19 protein-coding genes and 1 pseudogene are annotated in these 17144 nt (G+C 61.4%); 4 read left to right on the forward strand and 16 right to left on the reverse strand.

What is annotated here, in order from left to right; all coding sequences use genetic code 11:
• Positions 1–60 precede the first annotated feature (60 nt).
• Complete coding sequence (locus J2X54_RS10730) at positions 61–459, forward strand: hypothetical protein (protein ID WP_070246742.1); 399 nt, start codon at positions 61–63, stop codon at positions 457–459.
• Between the two features lie 168 nt (positions 460–627).
• Here J2X54_RS10730 and J2X54_RS10735 read toward each other — a convergent pair.
• Positions 628–783 (reverse strand): annotated as a pseudogene (locus J2X54_RS10735) (EamA family transporter); the annotation flags it as partial.
• A 145-nt stretch (positions 784–928) separates the two neighbouring features.
• On the opposite strand from J2X54_RS10735, the gene J2X54_RS10740 reads away from it, so the two are divergent.
• The 3 genes from J2X54_RS10740 to panC are packed head-to-tail and all read left to right on the forward strand — an operon-like array spanning position 929 to position 2878.
• Positions 929–1138: a DUF3460 family protein gene (locus J2X54_RS10740; protein ID WP_026636982.1), complete on the forward strand. Its 210-nt coding sequence runs from the start codon at positions 929–931 to the stop codon at positions 1136–1138.
• 19 nt (positions 1139–1157) lie between these two features.
• Complete coding sequence (locus J2X54_RS10745) at positions 1158–2018, forward strand: ScpA family protein (RefSeq protein WP_070246740.1); 861 nt, start codon at positions 1158–1160, stop codon at positions 2016–2018.
• Between the two features lie 20 nt (positions 2019–2038).
• Positions 2039–2878: a pantoate--beta-alanine ligase gene (gene panC / locus J2X54_RS10750; protein WP_070246739.1), complete on the forward strand. Its 840-nt coding sequence runs from the start codon at positions 2039–2041 to the stop codon at positions 2876–2878.
• Between the two features lie 13 nt (positions 2879–2891).
• Here the strand turns inward: panC and J2X54_RS10755 are convergent, their stop codons facing one another.
• The 15 genes from J2X54_RS10755 to flhD form a co-directional block, all read right to left on the reverse strand.
• Entirely contained in the window at positions 2892–4118 is a 1227-nt protein-coding gene (locus tag J2X54_RS10755) for an HDOD domain-containing protein (RefSeq protein ID WP_310180517.1), read from the reverse strand.
• A 56-nt stretch (positions 4119–4174) separates the two neighbouring features.
• Positions 4175–4564 (reverse strand): chemotaxis response regulator CheY, encoded by a 390-nt coding sequence (gene cheY / locus J2X54_RS10760; RefSeq protein WP_008450066.1) that lies wholly within the window; start codon positions 4562–4564, stop codon positions 4175–4177.
• 134 nt (positions 4565–4698) lie between these two features.
• Positions 4699–5772: a chemotaxis response regulator protein-glutamate methylesterase gene (locus J2X54_RS10765; RefSeq protein WP_310180534.1), complete on the reverse strand. Its 1074-nt coding sequence runs from the start codon at positions 5770–5772 to the stop codon at positions 4699–4701.
• An 18-nt stretch (positions 5773–5790) separates the two neighbouring features.
• The gene (cheD, locus tag J2X54_RS10770) at positions 5791–6387 is read right to left on the reverse strand and encodes a chemoreceptor glutamine deamidase CheD (RefSeq protein ID WP_070246736.1); all 597 of its coding nucleotides are present in this window, start codon (positions 6385–6387) and stop codon (positions 5791–5793) included.
• Between the two features lie 9 nt (positions 6388–6396).
• Entirely contained in the window at positions 6397–7263 is an 867-nt protein-coding gene (locus J2X54_RS10775; protein WP_070246735.1) for a CheR family methyltransferase, read from the reverse strand.
• 33 nt (positions 7264–7296) lie between these two features.
• Positions 7297–9054: a methyl-accepting chemotaxis protein gene (locus tag J2X54_RS10780; RefSeq protein ID WP_310180537.1), complete on the reverse strand. Its 1758-nt coding sequence runs from the start codon at positions 9052–9054 to the stop codon at positions 7297–7299.
• Between the two features lie 128 nt (positions 9055–9182).
• Positions 9183–9671, reverse strand: coding sequence for a chemotaxis protein CheW (locus J2X54_RS10785; RefSeq protein ID WP_070246733.1), 489 nt, complete (start codon positions 9669–9671; stop codon positions 9183–9185).
• Positions 9672–9683: 12 nt separating this feature from the next.
• Complete coding sequence (gene cheA, locus J2X54_RS10790) at positions 9684–11888, reverse strand: chemotaxis protein CheA (protein WP_310180540.1); 2205 nt, start codon at positions 11886–11888, stop codon at positions 9684–9686.
• 45 nt (positions 11889–11933) lie between these two features.
• Complete coding sequence (locus tag J2X54_RS10795; RefSeq protein WP_310180541.1) at positions 11934–12299, reverse strand: response regulator; 366 nt, start codon at positions 12297–12299, stop codon at positions 11934–11936.
• A gap of 71 nt (positions 12300–12370) precedes the next feature.
• The gene (locus J2X54_RS10800) at positions 12371–12919 is read right to left on the reverse strand and encodes a chemotaxis protein (RefSeq protein ID WP_070246730.1); all 549 of its coding nucleotides are present in this window, start codon (positions 12917–12919) and stop codon (positions 12371–12373) included.
• Between the two features lie 46 nt (positions 12920–12965).
• Positions 12966–13922, reverse strand: a complete 957-nt coding sequence (gene motB, locus J2X54_RS10805; protein WP_310180543.1) for a flagellar motor protein MotB — start codon at positions 13920–13922, stop codon at positions 12966–12968.
• A gap of 36 nt (positions 13923–13958) precedes the next feature.
• Positions 13959–14819, reverse strand: a complete 861-nt coding sequence (gene motA / locus J2X54_RS10810; protein ID WP_070246728.1) for a flagellar motor stator protein MotA — start codon at positions 14817–14819, stop codon at positions 13959–13961.
• 129 nt (positions 14820–14948) lie between these two features.
• Positions 14949–15722 carry a methyltransferase domain-containing protein gene (locus J2X54_RS10815; RefSeq protein WP_310180544.1) on the reverse strand — a complete coding sequence of 258 codons (774 nt, stop codon included), beginning with the start codon at positions 15720–15722 and terminating at the stop codon, positions 14949–14951.
• A gap of 41 nt (positions 15723–15763) precedes the next feature.
• Positions 15764–16333 (reverse strand): flagellar transcriptional regulator FlhC, encoded by a 570-nt coding sequence (gene flhC, locus J2X54_RS10820; RefSeq protein WP_070246726.1) that lies wholly within the window; start codon positions 16331–16333, stop codon positions 15764–15766.
• A gap of 30 nt (positions 16334–16363) precedes the next feature.
• Positions 16364–16681 (reverse strand): flagellar transcriptional regulator FlhD, encoded by a 318-nt coding sequence (flhD, locus tag J2X54_RS10825; protein WP_070246750.1) that lies wholly within the window; start codon positions 16679–16681, stop codon positions 16364–16366.
• Positions 16682–17144: the final 463 nt, after the last annotated feature.

The following is a 17144-nucleotide window of genomic DNA, read 5'->3' on the forward strand; positions in this document are numbered from 1 at the left end:
GTTGAACTCGGAAGGAGATGGAATAATCAAGCCTCATTCAACGCAACAAGAGGAGCCGACATGAACACCAAGACTACCGCCAAGATGACCGCACTGATCGCCACCCTGTGCATGAGCGCCAGTGTGTTTGCGCAAAACTCGGCGCTGACACCTAACCAGCTGAGCCCGCAAGAAGCGGCACCGATCAGCACCACGTCGGTCCAGGCTGCCTCCACCACCGGTGAGCTGCACCCCACCCTGCCGAGCCACGCTGCCACCCAGACCGATCCGCAACAACGCTATCAGACCCGCCAGGACGCCAAGATGGCCTCGGCCCAGTACAACGCCGATGTGAACTGCGTTGACGGCGCCGTTGCCACCTCCTCGCCTTCGCAAACGGCTGCCAACGCCGGCAAACACGATAACCGCCTGGCAAAAGCCGATTGCCAGCGCGCCAACGCACGCCCGATGGTTCGCTAAACAGCGATCCCACTCCATCGTGACGAAGCCGCCCCGGGCAACCGGCGCGGCTTCGTTCGCGTTCCGTACTCTTAGCGTACGCTTACCGGCACGAGTGTCAGCGCCGCGCCGACACCATGATACCGGCCACGATCAACGCGAACGCCGCGCCGTGGCAAAGATGCGGACCAGCAAGATCAAGCCTGCAATCGTCCAGCGCAGCAGGTTGAGCAGCACCGGCGGCACCATATGGTGCACCAGCCGACCGACGATGGCGTTGCCGGCCCATGGCAAGGGCGGCAAGGTCAGCAGGAAGATGGCGCGGGAGGTCGGGCGCACGGTCATGGCTTTATCATGGTTATAGATTGGCAACTTTTATGCGGTGAGCTTAACCCATCGTGCCAACCGCCGCCCGGCGCAGCGATCAAATTCGCCTGGCAAGGCGCTGGCGCGGTAAAATAGCCGTTGCTAATCCACTCATACGGACGATATGAAACTCTCTAAACAACATTCGATGTACGAATCCGACCACACCCTGTTCATCAAAGAGTTGAAAGCGAAGAATCCGGCGATCGAAGCCGGTCAGCAGCAAGGCCGCGCCCTGCTGTGGGACCGCCCGCCGATCTCGCTCGACGAGCAGGAACGCCAGCTGAAGTCGGCCGTCAAACAGCAAGCCTACGTGTACCAGAACAAGCTCTGATCACACCAGGGCGGCAGGCATGTTGCCAGAACCAGCGGCCGATGTCATACCGGTGACGCCGGGGACGCCGGCAGGCGCCGAGGCAGAGGCGACCGTCGATGCGTCCGGTTTCGCGCGCCTGTACGGCGAGCCGCTGCTCAAGCTGCCCAACGACCTGTATATTCCGCCCGATGCGCTGGAAGTGTTCCTCGACGCGTTCGAAGGCCCGCTCGACTTGCTGCTGTACCTGATCCGCAAGCAGAATTTTAATATTCTCGACATACCGATGGCGCAGCTCACGCTGCAATACCTGAAGTACGTGGACCAGATCCGCAAGTCCAACCTGGAACTGGCGGCCGAGTACCTGCTGATGGCTGCCATGCTGATCGAGATCAAGTCGCGCATGCTGCTGCCGCAGCGCCAGAGCGACCTCGATATCGAGGCGGACGATCCGCGCGCGGAGCTGGTGCGGCGCCTGCTCGATTACGAGCAGATCAAGCTGGCCGCGTTCGACCTGAACGCCCTGCCGCAGCTCGACCGCGACTTCGTGCGCACCCAGATCCATATCGAGCAAAGCCTGGTGACCGTGCTGCCCGACGTGGCGCCGGTCGATTTGCAGCAGGCCTGGCTCGACGTGATGAAGCGTGCACGACTGACCCAGCACCACAAGATCAGCCGCGAGGAACTGTCGGTGCGCGAGCACATGACGGGTATTCTGCGGCGTCTGCAATCGACACGCTTCGTCGAGTTTGCCGACCTGTTCGACGTCGCTGGCGGCGTACCGGTGGTGGTGGTCAATTTTGTCGCCCTGCTCGAGCTGGCCAAGGAAACGCTGATCGAAATCACCCAGGCCGAACCGTTCGCACCGATCTATGTCCGGCTGGCCTACTCGCCAGCCTGAAATGTTTACAGAAATCACCCATGAAAATCATCACCACCATTGAAGAATTGCGCGATCAGCTCAGCGGTCAACTGCGCACCGCCTTTGTTCCCACCATGGGCAACCTGCACGAGGGCCACCTGTCGCTGATGCGACTGGCGCGCAAGCATGGCGATCCGGTGGTCGCGTCCATCTTCGTCAACCGCCTGCAGTTCGGCCCCAACGAAGACTTCGACAAGTACCCGCGCACCTTCCAGGCCGACGTGGAAAAACTGGAAAAGGAAGGCGTGTACGTGCTGTTCGCGCCGACCGAGAAGGACTTGTACCCGGAGCCCCAGGAATTCCGCGTCAACCCGCCGTCCGACCTGGGCAATACGCTCGAGGGCGAGTTCCGTCCGGGCTTCTTCACCGGTGTGACCACCATCGTGCTGAAACTGTTTTCGTGCGTGCAGCCGAAGGTGGCCGTGTTCGGCAAGAAGGATTACCAGCAGTTGATGATGGTGCGTAATATGAGCCGCCAGTTTGCGCTGCCAACGGAGATCATCGGGGCGGAAACCTATCGCGCCGAGGATGGCCTGGCGCTGTCGTCGCGCAATATGTACCTGTCGCAGACCGAGCGGGCCGAAGCGCCGGTGCTGTTCCAGACCCTGAATTTTGTCGCTGAGGAAGTTCGCGCCGGTCACCTGGACGTGTTCGAGGTCGAGCACAAGGCGATGGAAAACCTGGCGCAGCGCGGCTGGCAGCCCGATTACGTGTCGATCCGCAAGCGTATCGACTTGCAGCCGCCAACCGCCGGCGACCTGGCGCAGGGCGCGCCGCTGGTGGTGCTGGCGGCGGCCAAGCTTGGTGGTACGCGGTTGATCGATAACCTGGAAATTTGAACCAGCGTAAAATTCAAACCGCCATCTGCTGCGCCCACGCCAGCGCCTGCAGGTGGGCCTGGTTGATTTCTTCCGGGCTCAGCTTGAGAGAAATCGCCAGCGCCGCCACCAGGTCCGAGTTCAGCTCGCACGCCTCGGCCAGCGCCAGGTACGGCCCGTAGCGCCCGCTGCGGGTCAGCAGCGCCTCGATCACTTCGTCCGGCAACTGGATCGCGCCCAGCACCTCTTCCATCGTCATGCCCAGCAAACGGTCCAGCAGCGAAAACATGCCGGCCACGAATACCTGTTCGGCCTCGCTCCTGCCCAGGGTATCGCGCGCCAGCAGTTCGGCCAGGCGGCCGCGCACCACCGCCGTTTCCAGCAGCACCGGCGAGTAGCCGCTGGTGCTGGCCGTTGCCAGCAACAACGTCAGCCAGCGGTGCAGCGGCGCATAGCCGAGCAGGGTCAGGGCCTGGCGCATCGACTGCACCTCGCGCCCCGCCCCGAAGCCGGACGAATTAATAAATCGCAACAGCTTGTACGACAGCGTGGGATCGCGCTTGAGCACGGCTTCGATCTGGGCCAGGTCGGCGTTTTCCTTCACCAGTTGCATCAGTTGCAGGATGATGGCCTGGGCCGGGTTGACGCCGCGCGTGGCCGTGCCCGGCCGCGGCGTCAGGTGCAGCTTGCCGACGAAGGCGTTCAGGCCCAGTGCGGCGCAGGCGTCGAAGTCGGCCCAGTTGCTCACCGGGCGCGCTACCATGGTCAGCCCCGACTGCTTGAGTGCCGCATACGCGCGCGCCTGCGTGGCCACGTTCGCGCCACTGAACCGTACTTCCACGAACGACGCCAGCGACGCCAGGCGCAGGCCGGCCGGGGCGCGGGCAAAGTTGCGCAGCAAGATGCCCACGCCGCCGGCGCGCAATGCGTGCACCGCTTGCAGGGTGTCGGGATGGTCCAGGGTGGCGGCCGGCAGCGACAGCACCGTGCGCGACGGCGGCATTCGATGCAGGGCGTCGGCCGAGAGCATCTCGGGCACGGCTTCGAGGAACAGGATTTTATCGAGCAGGAGCCAGGACTCGCCGTCGTCGCCACCGATCACGTGGTTGGCGACAAACGCCAGCAGGGACTCCAGCGCAGGCGCCGGGGAGGCGCTGCCAGTGGCCGCATGTTGCGGCTGTTGCCAGGACAACTCATACCCGACCACCCGCTGCTGCGGGTCGAGCAACGGCTCGCGAACCAGGAAATGGGTGTGGTGCATGACCGTCCGTGGGCAGGATGTCGAGCGTAGTCGGGACGGGCCCGACTACCGAAGTATTACGCGCCCAGCTTTTCGAAAATCTTGTTCAGTTTTTCGTCCAGGGTGGCGGCGGTGAACGGCTTGACCACGTAACCATTGGCGCCGGCTTGCGCGGCGGCGATGATGTTTTCCTTCTTGGCTTCGGCGGTCACCATCAGCACCGGCAGCTTGGCCAGGGCGGGGTCGGCACGAATGTTTTGCAACATCGTCAGGCCGTCCATGTTCGGCATGTTCCAGTCCGAGACGACGAAGTCGAACGACTCGGCGCGCAGCTTGGCCAGCGCCATGACGCCGTCTTCCGCCTCGTCGACATTGGCATAACCCAGTTCTTTCAACAGATTTCGGACGATGCGACGCATCGTCGAAAAATCGTCAACAACTAAAAATTTCATCTTTGGATCAGCCATGAATTACTCCGTTGTTTCTTTACGCGGTTGTTAATATTGCCTACGAATTCCAAGCAAGTTGTAGGATAGCATTTTCGTTGCTCCAAGGCGAACAAAGTCGCAGTAAAACGTCACTGCAACCACATTTACACCCTTTAGACCCGCAATGCGCGCATGCCGTGCTGCGCAAGATAACCTAGTACCATGCCCGGCAGCGCCGTCAGCGCACCGACCTCGTGCGCGGCGCCGATGGCAATCGCTTCGCGCGGCATGCCGAACACCACGCAGCTGGCTTCGTCCTGGGCGAAATTATACGCGCCGGCATTCCTCATCTCCAGCATGCCGGCCGCGCCGTCCTTGCCCATGCCGGTCAGGATCACGCCCACCGCATTCTTGCCGGCCGCCTGCGCCGCCGAGCGGAACAGCACGTCCACCGAGGGCCGGTGGCGGTTGACCGGTTCGGCCTGGTCGATTTTGGTCATGTAGTTGGCGCCGCTGCGGGTCAGGTACAGGTGCGAGTGGCCGGGCGCGATGTAGGCGTGGCCCGGCAGCACCCGTTCGTTACCCTGCGCTTCCTGCACAGAGATCTTGCACAGCGAGTCGAGCCGCTTGGCAAACGAGCGGGTAAAACCTTCGGGCATGTGCTGGGTGATCAGGATGCCGGGGCAGTCCGACGGCATCTGCATCAAAAATTCGCGGATCGCTTCGGTGCCGCCGGTGGAGGCGCCCACGATGATCAGTTTTTCCGACGACAGCAGCGGGTTGCGTAGCGCTGAGAGCGGCACGCTGCCCTGGGCGGCGCCGGCAGCAGGCAGCGTGCGCGCACGCACGCGGGCCTTGGCGGCTGCACGGATCTTGTCGGAGATCAGGTCGGTATATTCGCGCATGCCGGCCTGGATCGAGATCTTCGGCTTGGTGACAAAATCGACCGCGCCCAGTTCCAGCGCGCGCATGGTGATCTCGGAGCCGCGCTCGGTGAGCGACGACACCATCACGACCGGCATCGGCCGCAGGCGCATCAGCTTTTCCAGGAAGTCGAGGCCGTCCATCTTCGGCATCTCGACGTCGAGCGTGAGCACGTCCGGGTTGTGCTGCTTGATCAGCTCGCGCGCGACCAGCGGGTCGGGCGCCGTCGCCACCACTTCCATGTCGGGTTGGCTGTTGATGATCTCGCTCATGACACTGCGGATCAGCGCGGAGTCGTCGACGATGAGAACTTTGATCTTCATACGTGTGCTTTCTACAAATTAAAACAAATCGATTTCGCCACCGACCGGTGCTTTCTTCAGGCGGCTCGCGTACTCCACTTCGCGCTTGACCAGCGTATCGTTATGGGTTTGCATCAGCTTTTTCACCAGCACCTTGCCGGTACGCGGGAAGAAGTACACCTTGCGCGGATGGATGTCGTTCAGGTCCTCGGCCACCACGCGGATGCGTTCGGTCTTCAGGAAGCTGAGCACGAAGGCGGCATTGCGTTCGCCGACGTTGATCGCCGTAAAACCTTTCAGCACGGCGCCGCCGCCGAAGACTTTCGCCTCCAGGTTCTCACGCTTGGCGCCGGCCTTGAGCAGGTCGTTGATCAGGATTTCCATTGCGTACGTGCCGTAGCGCGCCGAGGCCGAGACCGGGCTGCCGTCGCCGCCGCCATCGGGCAGCATGAAGTGGTTCATGCCGCCCAGGCCGGTCACGCGGTCGCGGATGCAGGCCGATACGCACGAACCCAGCACGGTCACGATCAGCATGTCCTTGTTGGTGAAATAGTATTCGCCCGGCAGGATCTTGGCCGCTTCGCAATCGAAGGTGCGGTCGTAGTACAGATTCGTGGCAAATTGTTCGAGGTCCATGGCAGCTCTCTAGGTGCGGTGCGGCGCCTTGGCCGCGGTCCGGTTTTTTTCGTCGAGCTCGTACACCGTCTTGCCGCGCAGCTTGAGCGCATCGGACACGTACAGGAAATTCTCGGAATGACCCGCGAACAGCAGCGCGTCCGGCTTCATCAACGGCACGAACCGCGACAGGATCTTGCGCTGGGTGTCCTTGTCGAAATAGATCATGACGTTGCGGCAAAAGATCACGTCGAACTGGCCGCTTACCGGCCAGCTGTCGGCCAGCAGATTGAGCGGCTTGAAAGTAATCATGTTGCGCAGCTCCTGGCGCACGCGGGCCTGGCCTTCGCGCTCGCCCTTGCCTTTCAGGAAAAAGCGGCGGCTGCGCTCGGGGCTCATCTTGTCGAGCCGGTCCATCGTATAGACGCCGTTGGCGGCGTGGGCCAGCACGTTGGTGTCGATGTCGGTGGCGATGATGTTGCAGTTGGGCGTGAGCGTGTTGAACGCCTCGCACACGGTCATGGCGATCGAATACGGTTCCTCGCCGGTGGACGCGGCCGAGCACCAGATGTTCAAGGTGTCGCGCTTGCCCTTGATATGGTCGGCCAGCAGCGGGAAGTGGTGCGCCTCGCGGAAGAACGACGTCAGATTGGTGGTGAGCGCATTGGTGAATGCCTCCCACTCCTCGCCCAGGCGGCCGGCTTCGAGGTCGTCGAGGTACTTGGCGAACGATGCAATACCGGTGGCGCGCAGGCGTCGCGCCAGGCGGCTGTACACCATTTCCTGCTTGCTGTCGGCCAGCGAGATGCCGGCGCGTTTATAGATCAGGCCGCGCACGCGCTCGAAGTCCCGGGCATTGAAATCGAACTCTTTAACGGTATCTTTACTGTGCGGCATGGTGTGTCCTTGGATGTTGCATCAATGCGTAGTTCAAAACTCTTCCCATTCGTCAGCCTGCGGCTTGGCGATGGGTTTCGGTGTACTCTTGGGTGCGGCCTTGGACACAGCCTTTGGTGCAACCTCGGCAGCAGCAGCAGCAGCAGCAGGCTTGGCAGCGGCAGCCAGGCGCGCCGCCGGCTTGGCGGCAGGCTTGCTGGCAGCGGCCACCGTTGCCACACGGGGCGCAGCCCTGCGGCCGCCATCGCTGGCCAGCTTGAAGATGCTGACCGCACGCCCCAGGATCTCGGCCTGCTCCGTCATGCTCTGGGCAGCGGCGGCGGCCTCTTCCACCAGTGCGGCATTTTGCTGGGTCATCTCGTCCATCTGGCTGATGGCCTGGTTGACTTCCTCGATGCCGTTGCTTTGCTCCTGGGTGGCAGCGGTGATCTCGCCCATGATGTCGGCCACTTGCCGGATCGAGGTCACCACCAGGTCCATGGTCTGGCCCGCTTCATCGACGAGGCGGCTGCCGGCATCGACCTTGTCCACCGAGTCGCTGATCAGTTCCTTGATCTCGCGCGCAGCGCCGGCGGAGCGCTGCGCCAGGTTGCGCACCTCGGACGCCACCACCGCAAAGCCACGGCCCTGCTCGCCGGCACGCGCCGCTTCCACGGCCGCATTCAAGGCCAGGATATTGGTCTGGAAGGCGATGCCGTCGATCACGCCGATGATGTCGACGATGCGGCTCGAGCTTTCCTTGATCGAGCCCATGGTGGAGACCACTTGCGAAACCACGTTGCCGCCCTTCTCCGCCACCGACGAGGCCGAAACCGCAAGTTGGTTGGCCTGGCGCGCATTGTCGGCGTTCTGCTTGACGGTGGACGTCAGCTCTTCCATCGACGACGCGGTTTCTTCCAGCGAGCTGGCCTGGGTTTCGGTACGGGCAGACAGGTCGGCATTGCCGGCGGCAATTTCATGCGCGGCAGTGGTGATCAGTTCGGAGCCGGCACGCACCTCGCCTACCGTGGTGGCCAGGCTCTGGTTCATGTCGCGCAGCGCCTGCAACAGCTCGCTGGTTTCGTCGCGGCCCACCACGACAACTTCCGTGCTCAGTTCGCCGGACGCCACGCGCTGCGCCACCACCACCGCGCCCGCCAGCGGCACCGTGATCGAGCGGGTGATCACCACCGCGCACACGACGCCCAGGGCAACCGCTGCGGCGCCGAGGCCAAACAGCAGATACATCAGCGAGCGCACGGCGCCTTCCGAGCTGCCGATGACCTGGTTCGAGCTGGCCAGCTGCAGGTTGACCAGTTTATTGATTTGGCCGAGCGTTTGCTGGTTCAGCGGGTCGATCCGGCCCGACAGGATCTTGGCCGCGCCTTCGGTGTTGAACGCCAGGATTTGCGCCAGCGCTTCCTTGAAGGCGCTGTCGGTCTGGCCGTCGAGCTTGCTGATCTCGGCCAGCACGCCCTGCTCTTCGCTCGATAAACCAAGGGTTTTCAGGTCGGCCAGCGCCTTTTCGTACAGCGCGCGCTGGTCCTTGACCTTTTGCTCTTCTTTCTGCATCAGGCTGACGTCCGATTGCAGGCCGATATTGCGCATGGCGATGCCGGTCTCGAGCATCGCACTTTTCATGATGCTCGCTTGCAGGTTCTTGGCGCTGGCGACGGTGAGACCGTTTTCCAGGCGCTTGCTGTTGTTGTAGTTCAGGTAGTTGGTCAGCAAGACCATCACCACCAGGATGGCCAGGATGGCCCCAAAGCCGACACGCAAGCGCGTACCGATCGTGACATCGCGTAAATTCATCTCTGTTCCCCCGTTACTGCAGTGTTTTACCCACCGGAGACGTCCACGCGGTGGTGATAGGTGTTCTTCTGGCGCACCCTCTGTGGGGCGCGCCGCGGGCAGGGACGCGTACCGCTTTGGGGCTGGGTTTAGGCCGCCACTTGTTCCATCAAGCCCATGTCTGAGCTCAGCATCAATTTGTCGATATTCACCAGGATCAGCATGCGCTCATCGATGGTGCCCAGGCCGATCATGTAGTCGGAGCTGAAGGCGGTGCCCATCTCGGGCGCGGGCTTCACCTGTTCCGGCGTGAGCGTGGTCACGTCGGACACCGAATCGACCACCATGCCGACGATGCGGCCGTTGATGTTCAGAATGATCACCACGGTGAACTGGTCGTAGATCGGTTCACCGAGATTGAACTTGATGCGCATGTCCACCACCGGGATGATGATGCCGCGCAGGTTGATCACGCCCTTGATGAACTCGGGCGCGTTGGCGATACGGGTGACGGCTTCGTAGCCGCGAATTTCCTGCACCTTCAAAATGTCGATGCCGTACTCTTCCGAGCCCAGCTTGAAGGCCAGGTATTCGTGGCCGGCGATCTCGTTCGCTCCTGTGGTCAATGCGTCGGACATGGTAATTCCTCTCTACGAAAAAATCTGTTCATCGGCCAACTGGCGCGACGAGCGTATCAGGGCGGCAACGTCGAGAATCAGGGAGACGCCGCCGTCACCCAGGATGGTGGCGCCGGAAATGCCGGCCACCTTGCGGTAATTCGATTCCAGGTTCTTGACCACCACCTGCTGCTGGCCCACCAGGTCGTCGATGAACAGCCCGGCCTTGCGGCCCTCGGTTTCGATGATGACCACGATGCCCTGGCTGGGGTCGGTAAAGCGCGGGGTGATGTCGAACATCTGGTACAGCGGCACCAGCGGCAGGTACTCGCCGCGCACCTTGATCACGCGGCCCTTGCCGCTGATTTCTTTCACGTCTTCCGGCGTCGGCTGCAGCGATTCGATCACGAAGCCCAGCGGCAGGATGTATACCTCCTCGCCCACCTTGATCGACATGCCGTCCAAAATCGCCAGCGTCAATGGCAGCGAGATCGAGATCGTGGTGCCGAAACCCTTGGCCGAACGGATATCGACCACGCCGCCCATGGCGGTGATGTTTCGTTTCACCACGTCCATGCCCACGCCGCGGCCCGACACGTCGGTGACGGTTTCGGCCGTGGAAAAACCGGGTGCGAAGATCAGTTGCCACACTTCCGGGTCGGTCATGCTGTCGCTCACGGCCAGGCCGTTCTGCTGGGCCTTGGCCAGGATCCGTTCACGGTTCAAGCCGCCGCCATCATCGGACACTTCGATGACGATGTTGCCGCCCTGGTGCGACGCCGACAGGAACAGGCGGCCGGCGTCGCTCTTGCCGGCGGCGCGGCGCGCAGCCGGCATTTCGATGCCGTGGTCGATCGAGTTGCGCACCAGGTGCGTCAATGGATCGACGATGCGCTCGATCAGGCCCTTGTCCAGTTCGGTGGCAGCGCCGTTGGTGATGAAGTCGACTTTTTTACCGAGCTTGGCCGCCAGGTCGCGCACCATGCGCGGAAAGCGCGAGAACACGAAGTCCATCGGCATCATGCGGATCGACATCACCGCTTCCTGCAAATCGCGGGTGTTGCGGGTCAGCTGGCTGACACTGTTGAGCAGCCGCTCGTGCTTCATCGGGTCGAGCGTATCGACGCGCTGCTCGATCATGGCCTGCGTGATCACCAGTTCGCCCACCAGGTTGATCAGCTGGTCCACTTTTTCGATCGAGACGCGGATCGACGACGATTCGGCGCCGGCGTGGGATTTTTCCTTTTCTTTCTCTTCCTTCTTGGCAGCCTTTTTCTCTTCTTCCTGCACCGTCACCGGATCGCTGACGATGCCGGCGGCCGCGCGGATCTGTTCCAGCGGCTGGAAGAAACCGTAGCCGCGCGCATCGTCGCTGGCGGACTGCGCATTGGCGCGGATTTCATCGAGCGGCTGGAAGAAACCGTAGCCTTCCCCGGCGCCACCGCTTGCAGCGTCATTGTCAGGATGCAGCGGCACGGCGTCGAAGAAGCCGTAACCGAGGTCGCTCTCGACCTTGTTGCGGGCCGCGTCCTCCAGCTGCTGCTGGGCGGCGTCAAGCGCCGGCAGCTCGGTGACGATCATGTCTTCCGGGTTCAGCACGAACGAGCAGATGGCGATGATGTCGTCCAGGCTCTCGTGGGTGGTCACTACCATGGCGTTGCGGTCGCGGTCGAGCGGCGTGATCGACACGTGGCCCATCAAGCCAAGCTCGGCGCCGAGCGCGGTCACTTCGCGGTGATCCATCACCGGCAACTCCAGGCGGTAGCGGCGGCCGCCGCTGTGGTCGACCACCTGGGTATCGGCCGCGCCGAACGACGCCACGGCCACCGGGGCCAGCGCCGCCACCGGCACGTTTTCCGTCAGCGAGTGCAGCACCATGCGGATATTGCCCACCGCGTCCTGGTCCACTTCGCTGCCATGGCGATGGCCGTCCAGCTGCATCTTGAGGATGTCCTTGGCGGCCAAAAACGCATCGACGTGTTCGGACGTCAGCGCCATTTCGCCCTTGCGGATACGGTCGAGCAGGGTCTCCAGGATGTGCGTCACTTCGGTCATGTCGGTCACGCCGAACGTGGAGGCGCCGCCCTTGACAGAGTGGGCAGTGCGGAAGACGGCGTTGAGATCCTCGGCGTCGGGGGCGTCGATATCGACGGCCAGCAACAACCTTTCCATTTCAGCCAGCAGTTCCTCGGCCTCATCGAAAAAGACCTGGAAAAACTGGCTTATATCGATGGTCATGGTGATACTCCGTAAAGTTCGCTCAGCATCATTGCATGCGCCCGATCAGCCGATGACTTTCTTCACCACCTCGTTGAGCCGCTGCGGATCGAACGGCTTGACCAGCCAGCCGTTGGCGCCGGCAGCGCGGCCCTTGTTCTTCATCTCATCCGACGACTCGGTGGTCAGCATCAGGATCGGGGTCTTGGCGTAGCTGGGCAGCTGGCGCAGCAGCTTGATCAGTTCCAGGCCATCCATGCGCGGCATGTTCTGGTCGGTCAACACCATGTCGACCTGTTGCAGCTTGGCTTTTTCCAGGCCGTCCATGCCGTCCACGGCTTCGACCACGTCGTAGCCGGCCGCCTTCAGGCTGAAGGCCACCATCTGGCGCTGGGAACTGGAATCATCAACTGCAAGTATTGTCTTGGCCATCTTGGTTCTCACTTTATGTTGCCGGAGCTCCGGCTGTTGCTATCGTATCGGCGGTGTTCGAAGGTATGCCTTCAGAACAGTTCGATGTCGCCGCTCTCCATGTGTTGCTGATGTACGGCCTTGCGCAGCACGCTGCGCAACTCCAGGCTCTGGATCGCCAGCGCCATGCTCACCTTGCCGAGCAATTCGACGATTTGTTCGTTGTCGCTCTCGGGCACCATCTCGGCGCCGTGTTCGCCCAGCGTGCCGAGAAACTCGCGCAGGCCGGTCACCCGTTTCAGGGTGCGGTCGATCAGCTGGCTGGTCATGTCCTGGAATTGCAGGCTGACCACGGCCGCGTTGACGTAGCCGCCCACCTGGCCCGGCAGCGCTTCGAGCTGGGTGCGCTGTTCGGGCGTGATGTCGGCGCCGTCGAGCAGCTTCTGGATGGTGGGCTGTTCGCCCGCCACCGCCTGGTGAATGGCCATGAAGTTGAAAGAAAGCTTCTCGATCGCTTCCTCCAGCAGCAGCCGGGTCTGGATCAGGTCGGTTTCAACCTCGGTCAGATGCTTGCGCCCGTGGTCGGACACGCCCGACATCAGGCGTTTGACATGCGACCCCAGGATTTTTTTTCTCGTCATATAAGTCTCTTGATTACTGCTTGCTACGTATTTTGAACATCAATCGTTACTTGCGGACCGGCGGTCCCGACGGCGCCGCTGCCGGCGCAGCCGGTGCATCCTCGACCGCGCCCTCTTCGGCGCCCACCTCGATCTGGCGGCCGCCATCGCGGATCACGCTTTCCTCGGTGCGCTTGTTCATCACCAGGATGCTGATGCGGCGGTTGATCGGGTTGAACGGATCAGCCTTGTCGAGGTTGGCGGCAGAAGCCAGCCCCACCACCCGCAGCACTTTGGCGTCGGCCATGCCGCCGACGATCAGCTCGCGGCGCGAGGCGTTGGCGCGGTCGGCCGACAGCTCCCAGTTGCTGTAACCGGTCTCGCTCATGTACGGCGTGGAATCGGTATGGCCGGTCAGGCCGATGCGGTTCGGCACGTCATTGAGCACGAAGCCGATCTCGTGCAGGATTTCCTTGAAATACGGCTGCAACTCGGCGCGCGCCGAATTGAACATCGGCCGATTCTGCTCGTCGACGATCTGGATCCGCAAGCCTTCGCTGGTGATGTCGAGCAGCAGCTGGTTCTTGAACTTGGTCAGCACCGGGTTGGCGTCGATCTTTTGCTCGATCTTTTGCTTGAGGTTTTTCAGGCGTTCTTTTTCCTCGGCCTCGAGCGCCTTCTTGGCCGCGTTGAGGTTGTAGGTTTTCTGTTCGGTCGGGTTGTCGCTGGCCTTGACCTGGCCGGTCTTGCGGGTCAGGTCGGTGCCGCCGCCCTGGATCACCGAGCTGCTGTCGCCGCTGCCAGAGCCGCCCTGCATCGCCACCTTCAACGGCGTCTTGAAGTATTCGGAGATACCGTTCAAGTCTCCCTTGGTGGTAGAGCCGAGCAGCCACATCAACAGGAAGAACGCCATCATCGCCGTCACGAAGTCGGCATAGGCGATCTTCCACGCGCCGCCGTGGTGACCGCCGCCGTGCTTCTTGATGCGTTTGACAATAATCGGCCGTAAGCCTTCTTCAGCCATGGCGGTTCCTTGGTTGGCTGAACATCAGAAAATTCATCACTTGGATTTCGATTTCTTGATGTGGTCTTCCAGCTCGCTGAAGGTCGGGCGCTCGGTCGAGTACAGCACCTTGCGGCCGAACTCCACGGCCAGCGCCGGCGCATAGCCGTTGAGGCTGGCCAGCAGGATGACCTTGACGCACTGGTACATCTTGGTTTCTTCTTCCAGCTTCTGTTCGTGCAAGCTGGCCAGCGGCGCAACAAAACCGTAGGCCAGCAGAATACCGAGGAAGGTACCGACCAGCGCGTGGGCGATCAGGATGCCCAGCTCGGCCGGTGGCAAACCGACGTTTTCCATCGTGTGCACCACGCCCATCACCGCCGCCACGATACCGAAAGCGGGCATGCCGTCGCCCAGGCGGGCAATCGCGTGGGCCGGCGCTGCGCCCTCGTGGTGGTGGGTGTCGATCTCGTTGTCCATCAGGTTTTCGATCTGGAACGCATCCATATTCCCGGACACCATCAGGCGCAGGTAATCGGTGATGAATTCGACGATGTGATGATCGGACAGGACGCTCGGGTATTTGCTGAACACCGGGCTTTGTTCGGGACTGTCGATATCGCCTTCGATCGACATCAGGCCTTCCTTGCGGACCTTGGACAGCACGTCGAACATCAGCGACATGAGCTCCATGTACAGGTCTTTATTGAAGCGCGAGCCCTTGAGCAACTTGGGCATGGCGCCCATGGTGGCCTTGATGGTCTTGGCATTGTTACCGGCAATGAAAGCGCCGAAGGCGCCGCCGCCGATCATCACCAGCTCGAGCGGCTGGAACAGCGCAGCCAGGTGCCCGCCCGCCATGGCGTAACCGCCAAAGACGCCGACCATGATGACGACATAACCGATGATGACAAACAAGTAAGACTCCCGAAAAAGAAAAAGGGCCAAAACATTAACTAACGGCGGCCCGATTTCATAAAATTTACGTGTAGAACTACAATAGCGTGTCTGAGTGCTGACGGGCAAGCGAATAACGCCGAATGATGCTTAAAAGCACCATTTATAGAGGGGAGTTGATGTGTTTGTGGCGTGAATGACCAGATCGGGCTTTCTCGCGTCAATTGCAAACTCGTAGCTGATGAGCGTGTCGCCATGACACATTTCCGCCTCTGCCTTGCGCCACAAAGGCGCCATCACCGCCGGCGACAGGTAGGCGAACACCAGGTTGAACTGGCCGAAGTCGAGCTGCTCGTAATCGCCGCGGATAAACCGGGCCCGGCTGCCAGCAATGCGCGCCCGCAGCCAGCTGACCAGCCACGGCAACGGCGCCAGCTCGATGCCGACCACCTCGATATCGGGCCGTACCCTGGCCATATACAGCACGAAACCACCGAGCCCGCTGCCGATGTCGATCACCCGCAGCGGTTGGCCGGTGGTGGACGGCGGTGGCAGTTGCTGGCGCACGGCATCCCACACGTCCGGACTGGACGGGTAGTACGGCACCTGGGTACGGAACGTGGACCAGTACCAGCCCAACAGGACGAGAAATACCAGCAGGAAGATCCACGGCGGCAAATGCAGCGCCAGCGTGGCCAGCACCGCCAGCGGAAACAGGAACTCGATGAGCCGCCACCACGGCGCCAGCCCCACCCGCCAGGTAATGGCAGCCGCGAGCAGGCCGTGGATCACGGCCACGGTCAGGTAGTTAACCGGGTAAAACCAGGGAAGACGGAGCGAGGCCAGGAGGTAAACCAGCACCAGCGTGAGCGGCGCGGCGCCGCACTGGATCAGCAAGGCCCGCACGGCGGGCGTGCGGACCATTGTCGAGAGGTAGGACGGACCAGGCAAGAAACCGAGGCCGATCAGGCAGCCAGCGCTTCGGCGTCGGCCAGTTCGGCGTCGCGCGCTTTTTGCGCCGCCTTGGTCTTGCCGGCGCGGGAAGGCATGTGGCACAGGCCGCACACGTAACTGCCGTGCAGGTCCATGGCGTTGACCACGAATTTTCCCTGGCATTTGTTGCAAGGCGCGGTTTCCAGCATCTTGCTGCTGAAGAAACGCACCAGGGTCCAGGCCCGGGTGAGCGACAGCAGCGGCTCTTCGCCCGGGGCCGGCGGCATTTGTTCGAGGTACAACTGGTAAGCCTTCATCACGGCCTGGATGCCGGAAGCGCCAGCGTGGGTCACCAAAAACTGGTGAATGTTGATGAACAGCGAAGAATGGATGTTCGGCTGCCAGGTCAGGAACCAGTCGGTCGAAAACGGCAGCATGCCTTTCGGTGGCGACATGCCGCGCAGCTCTTTATAGAGCTTGAGCAGGCGCTCGCGCGACAGCGACACTTCCGACTCGAGCAACTGCAGGCGTGCGCCCAGTTGGATCAGTTCGATGGCCAGTTGAATTTCCTGGGCTTCGGAGACTACGCTTTTCTTGGTCATGATCTGGGCTCCCGGCTGCTGATAGATAGATTATGCGATTTCTTCAACGGCCTGGCCGGCCATCAGGATGGCGGCGTGCGACTGCGCCAGGGTGCGGTCTTTATTATAGTTGGTCAGCATCGACAGGATGGCGCTGTCGTCGAAGCGGAAGCGGGCCAGCATCATGTTGCCGCCAGCGAGCTTGAGGATTTGAGCGTTGCTCATGCCTTCGATCAGCTCGGCGATTTCGGCGGAGACGCCGAGACGGAAGATCGCGGTGACCTTGTCAGCGCGGATCATTTGCTGCGCGAGCATCAGGTAGCTCAGGTTAGCATCGCGGATCTCAGCCATCATGTCGTTTGCAGTCATTTCCATCTCCCAGTAGTTCGTGTGTTTCGTATATTTCACTATGGAATTACGTTTCCAGTGAGATACATTCTGCGGGAGCAACAAAAATACGAGAAGAGGTGTTCCTCCGTATTTTCCGTCAGGAAATAGCGAACGCGACCCGTCGGTGTTTGTCTTACAAACACTCGCAGATCGAGGCTCTACGCCCTTGCGGCGCAGACTTCTGGTGGCTGGCAGTCTTCAAATTCGTCCTGAAAAAACGGTGGAACGGGACTAAAAAACTTCATGCAAGCGACGCTTTTTTGCTACATCTAACCCGGTTACGGCAGCTTTTTGGAGAACTTTAGGGTTTCCACGAAAAAATTTTTAATTATTTTCGGCTACCTTCATGCAACCTGGAGCGGTCTTTACCTGCTTTTTCCCGCATCCTGAACCAGGTAACGGCAAGGTTTTGGAGAACTTGAGGGTTTATTTGAATTTTTTT

This window comes from Duganella sp. 3397 (assembly GCF_031456625.1).
Classification (GTDB): domain Bacteria; phylum Pseudomonadota; class Gammaproteobacteria; order Burkholderiales; family Burkholderiaceae_D; genus Rugamonas; species Rugamonas phyllosphaerae.

What these genes read in the sequence shown, in the direction of transcription:
- J2X54_RS10775 (WP_070246735.1), bottom strand. Translation starts at nt 7,263, where the DNA reads ATGCCGCACAGTAAAGATACCGTTAAAGAGTTCGATTTCAATGCCCGG.
- J2X54_RS10740 (WP_026636982.1), top strand. Translation starts at nt 929, where the DNA reads ATGAAACTCTCTAAACAACATTCGATGTACGAATCCGACCACACCCTG.
- J2X54_RS10785 (WP_070246733.1), bottom strand. Translation starts at nt 9,671, where the DNA reads ATGTCCGACGCATTGACCACAGGAGCGAACGAGATCGCCGGCCACGAA.
- J2X54_RS10815 (WP_310180544.1), bottom strand. Translation starts at nt 15,722, where the DNA reads ATGGTCCGCACGCCCGCCGTGCGGGCCTTGCTGATCCAGTGCGGCGCC.
- flhD (WP_070246750.1), bottom strand. Translation starts at nt 16,681, where the DNA reads ATGACTGCAAACGACATGATGGCTGAGATCCGCGATGCTAACCTGAGC.
- J2X54_RS10795 (WP_310180541.1), bottom strand. Translation starts at nt 12,299, where the DNA reads ATGGCCAAGACAATACTTGCAGTTGATGATTCCAGTTCCCAGCGCCAG.
- motB (WP_310180543.1), bottom strand. Translation starts at nt 13,922, where the DNA reads ATGGCTGAAGAAGGCTTACGGCCGATTATTGTCAAACGCATCAAGAAG.
- J2X54_RS10745 (WP_070246740.1), top strand. Translation starts at nt 1,158, where the DNA reads ATGTTGCCAGAACCAGCGGCCGATGTCATACCGGTGACGCCGGGGACG.
- J2X54_RS10755 (WP_310180517.1), bottom strand. Translation starts at nt 4,118, where the DNA reads ATGCACCACACCCATTTCCTGGTTCGCGAGCCGTTGCTCGACCCGCAG.
- J2X54_RS10800 (WP_070246730.1), bottom strand. Translation starts at nt 12,919, where the DNA reads ATGACGAGAAAAAAAATCCTGGGGTCGCATGTCAAACGCCTGATGTCG.
- flhC (WP_070246726.1), bottom strand. Translation starts at nt 16,333, where the DNA reads ATGACCAAGAAAAGCGTAGTCTCCGAAGCCCAGGAAATTCAACTGGCC.
- cheY (WP_008450066.1), bottom strand. Translation starts at nt 4,564, where the DNA reads ATGGCTGATCCAAAGATGAAATTTTTAGTTGTTGACGATTTTTCGACG.
- J2X54_RS10780 (WP_310180537.1), bottom strand. Translation starts at nt 9,054, where the DNA reads ATGAATTTACGCGATGTCACGATCGGTACGCGCTTGCGTGTCGGCTTT.
- cheA (WP_310180540.1), bottom strand. Translation starts at nt 11,888, where the DNA reads ATGACCATCGATATAAGCCAGTTTTTCCAGGTCTTTTTCGATGAGGCC.
- cheD (WP_070246736.1), bottom strand. Translation starts at nt 6,387, where the DNA reads ATGGACCTCGAACAATTTGCCACGAATCTGTACTACGACCGCACCTTC.
- panC (WP_070246739.1), top strand. Translation starts at nt 2,039, where the DNA reads ATGAAAATCATCACCACCATTGAAGAATTGCGCGATCAGCTCAGCGGT.
- J2X54_RS10730 (WP_070246742.1), top strand. Translation starts at nt 61, where the DNA reads ATGAACACCAAGACTACCGCCAAGATGACCGCACTGATCGCCACCCTG.
- J2X54_RS10765 (WP_310180534.1), bottom strand. Translation starts at nt 5,772, where the DNA reads ATGAAGATCAAAGTTCTCATCGTCGACGACTCCGCGCTGATCCGCAGT.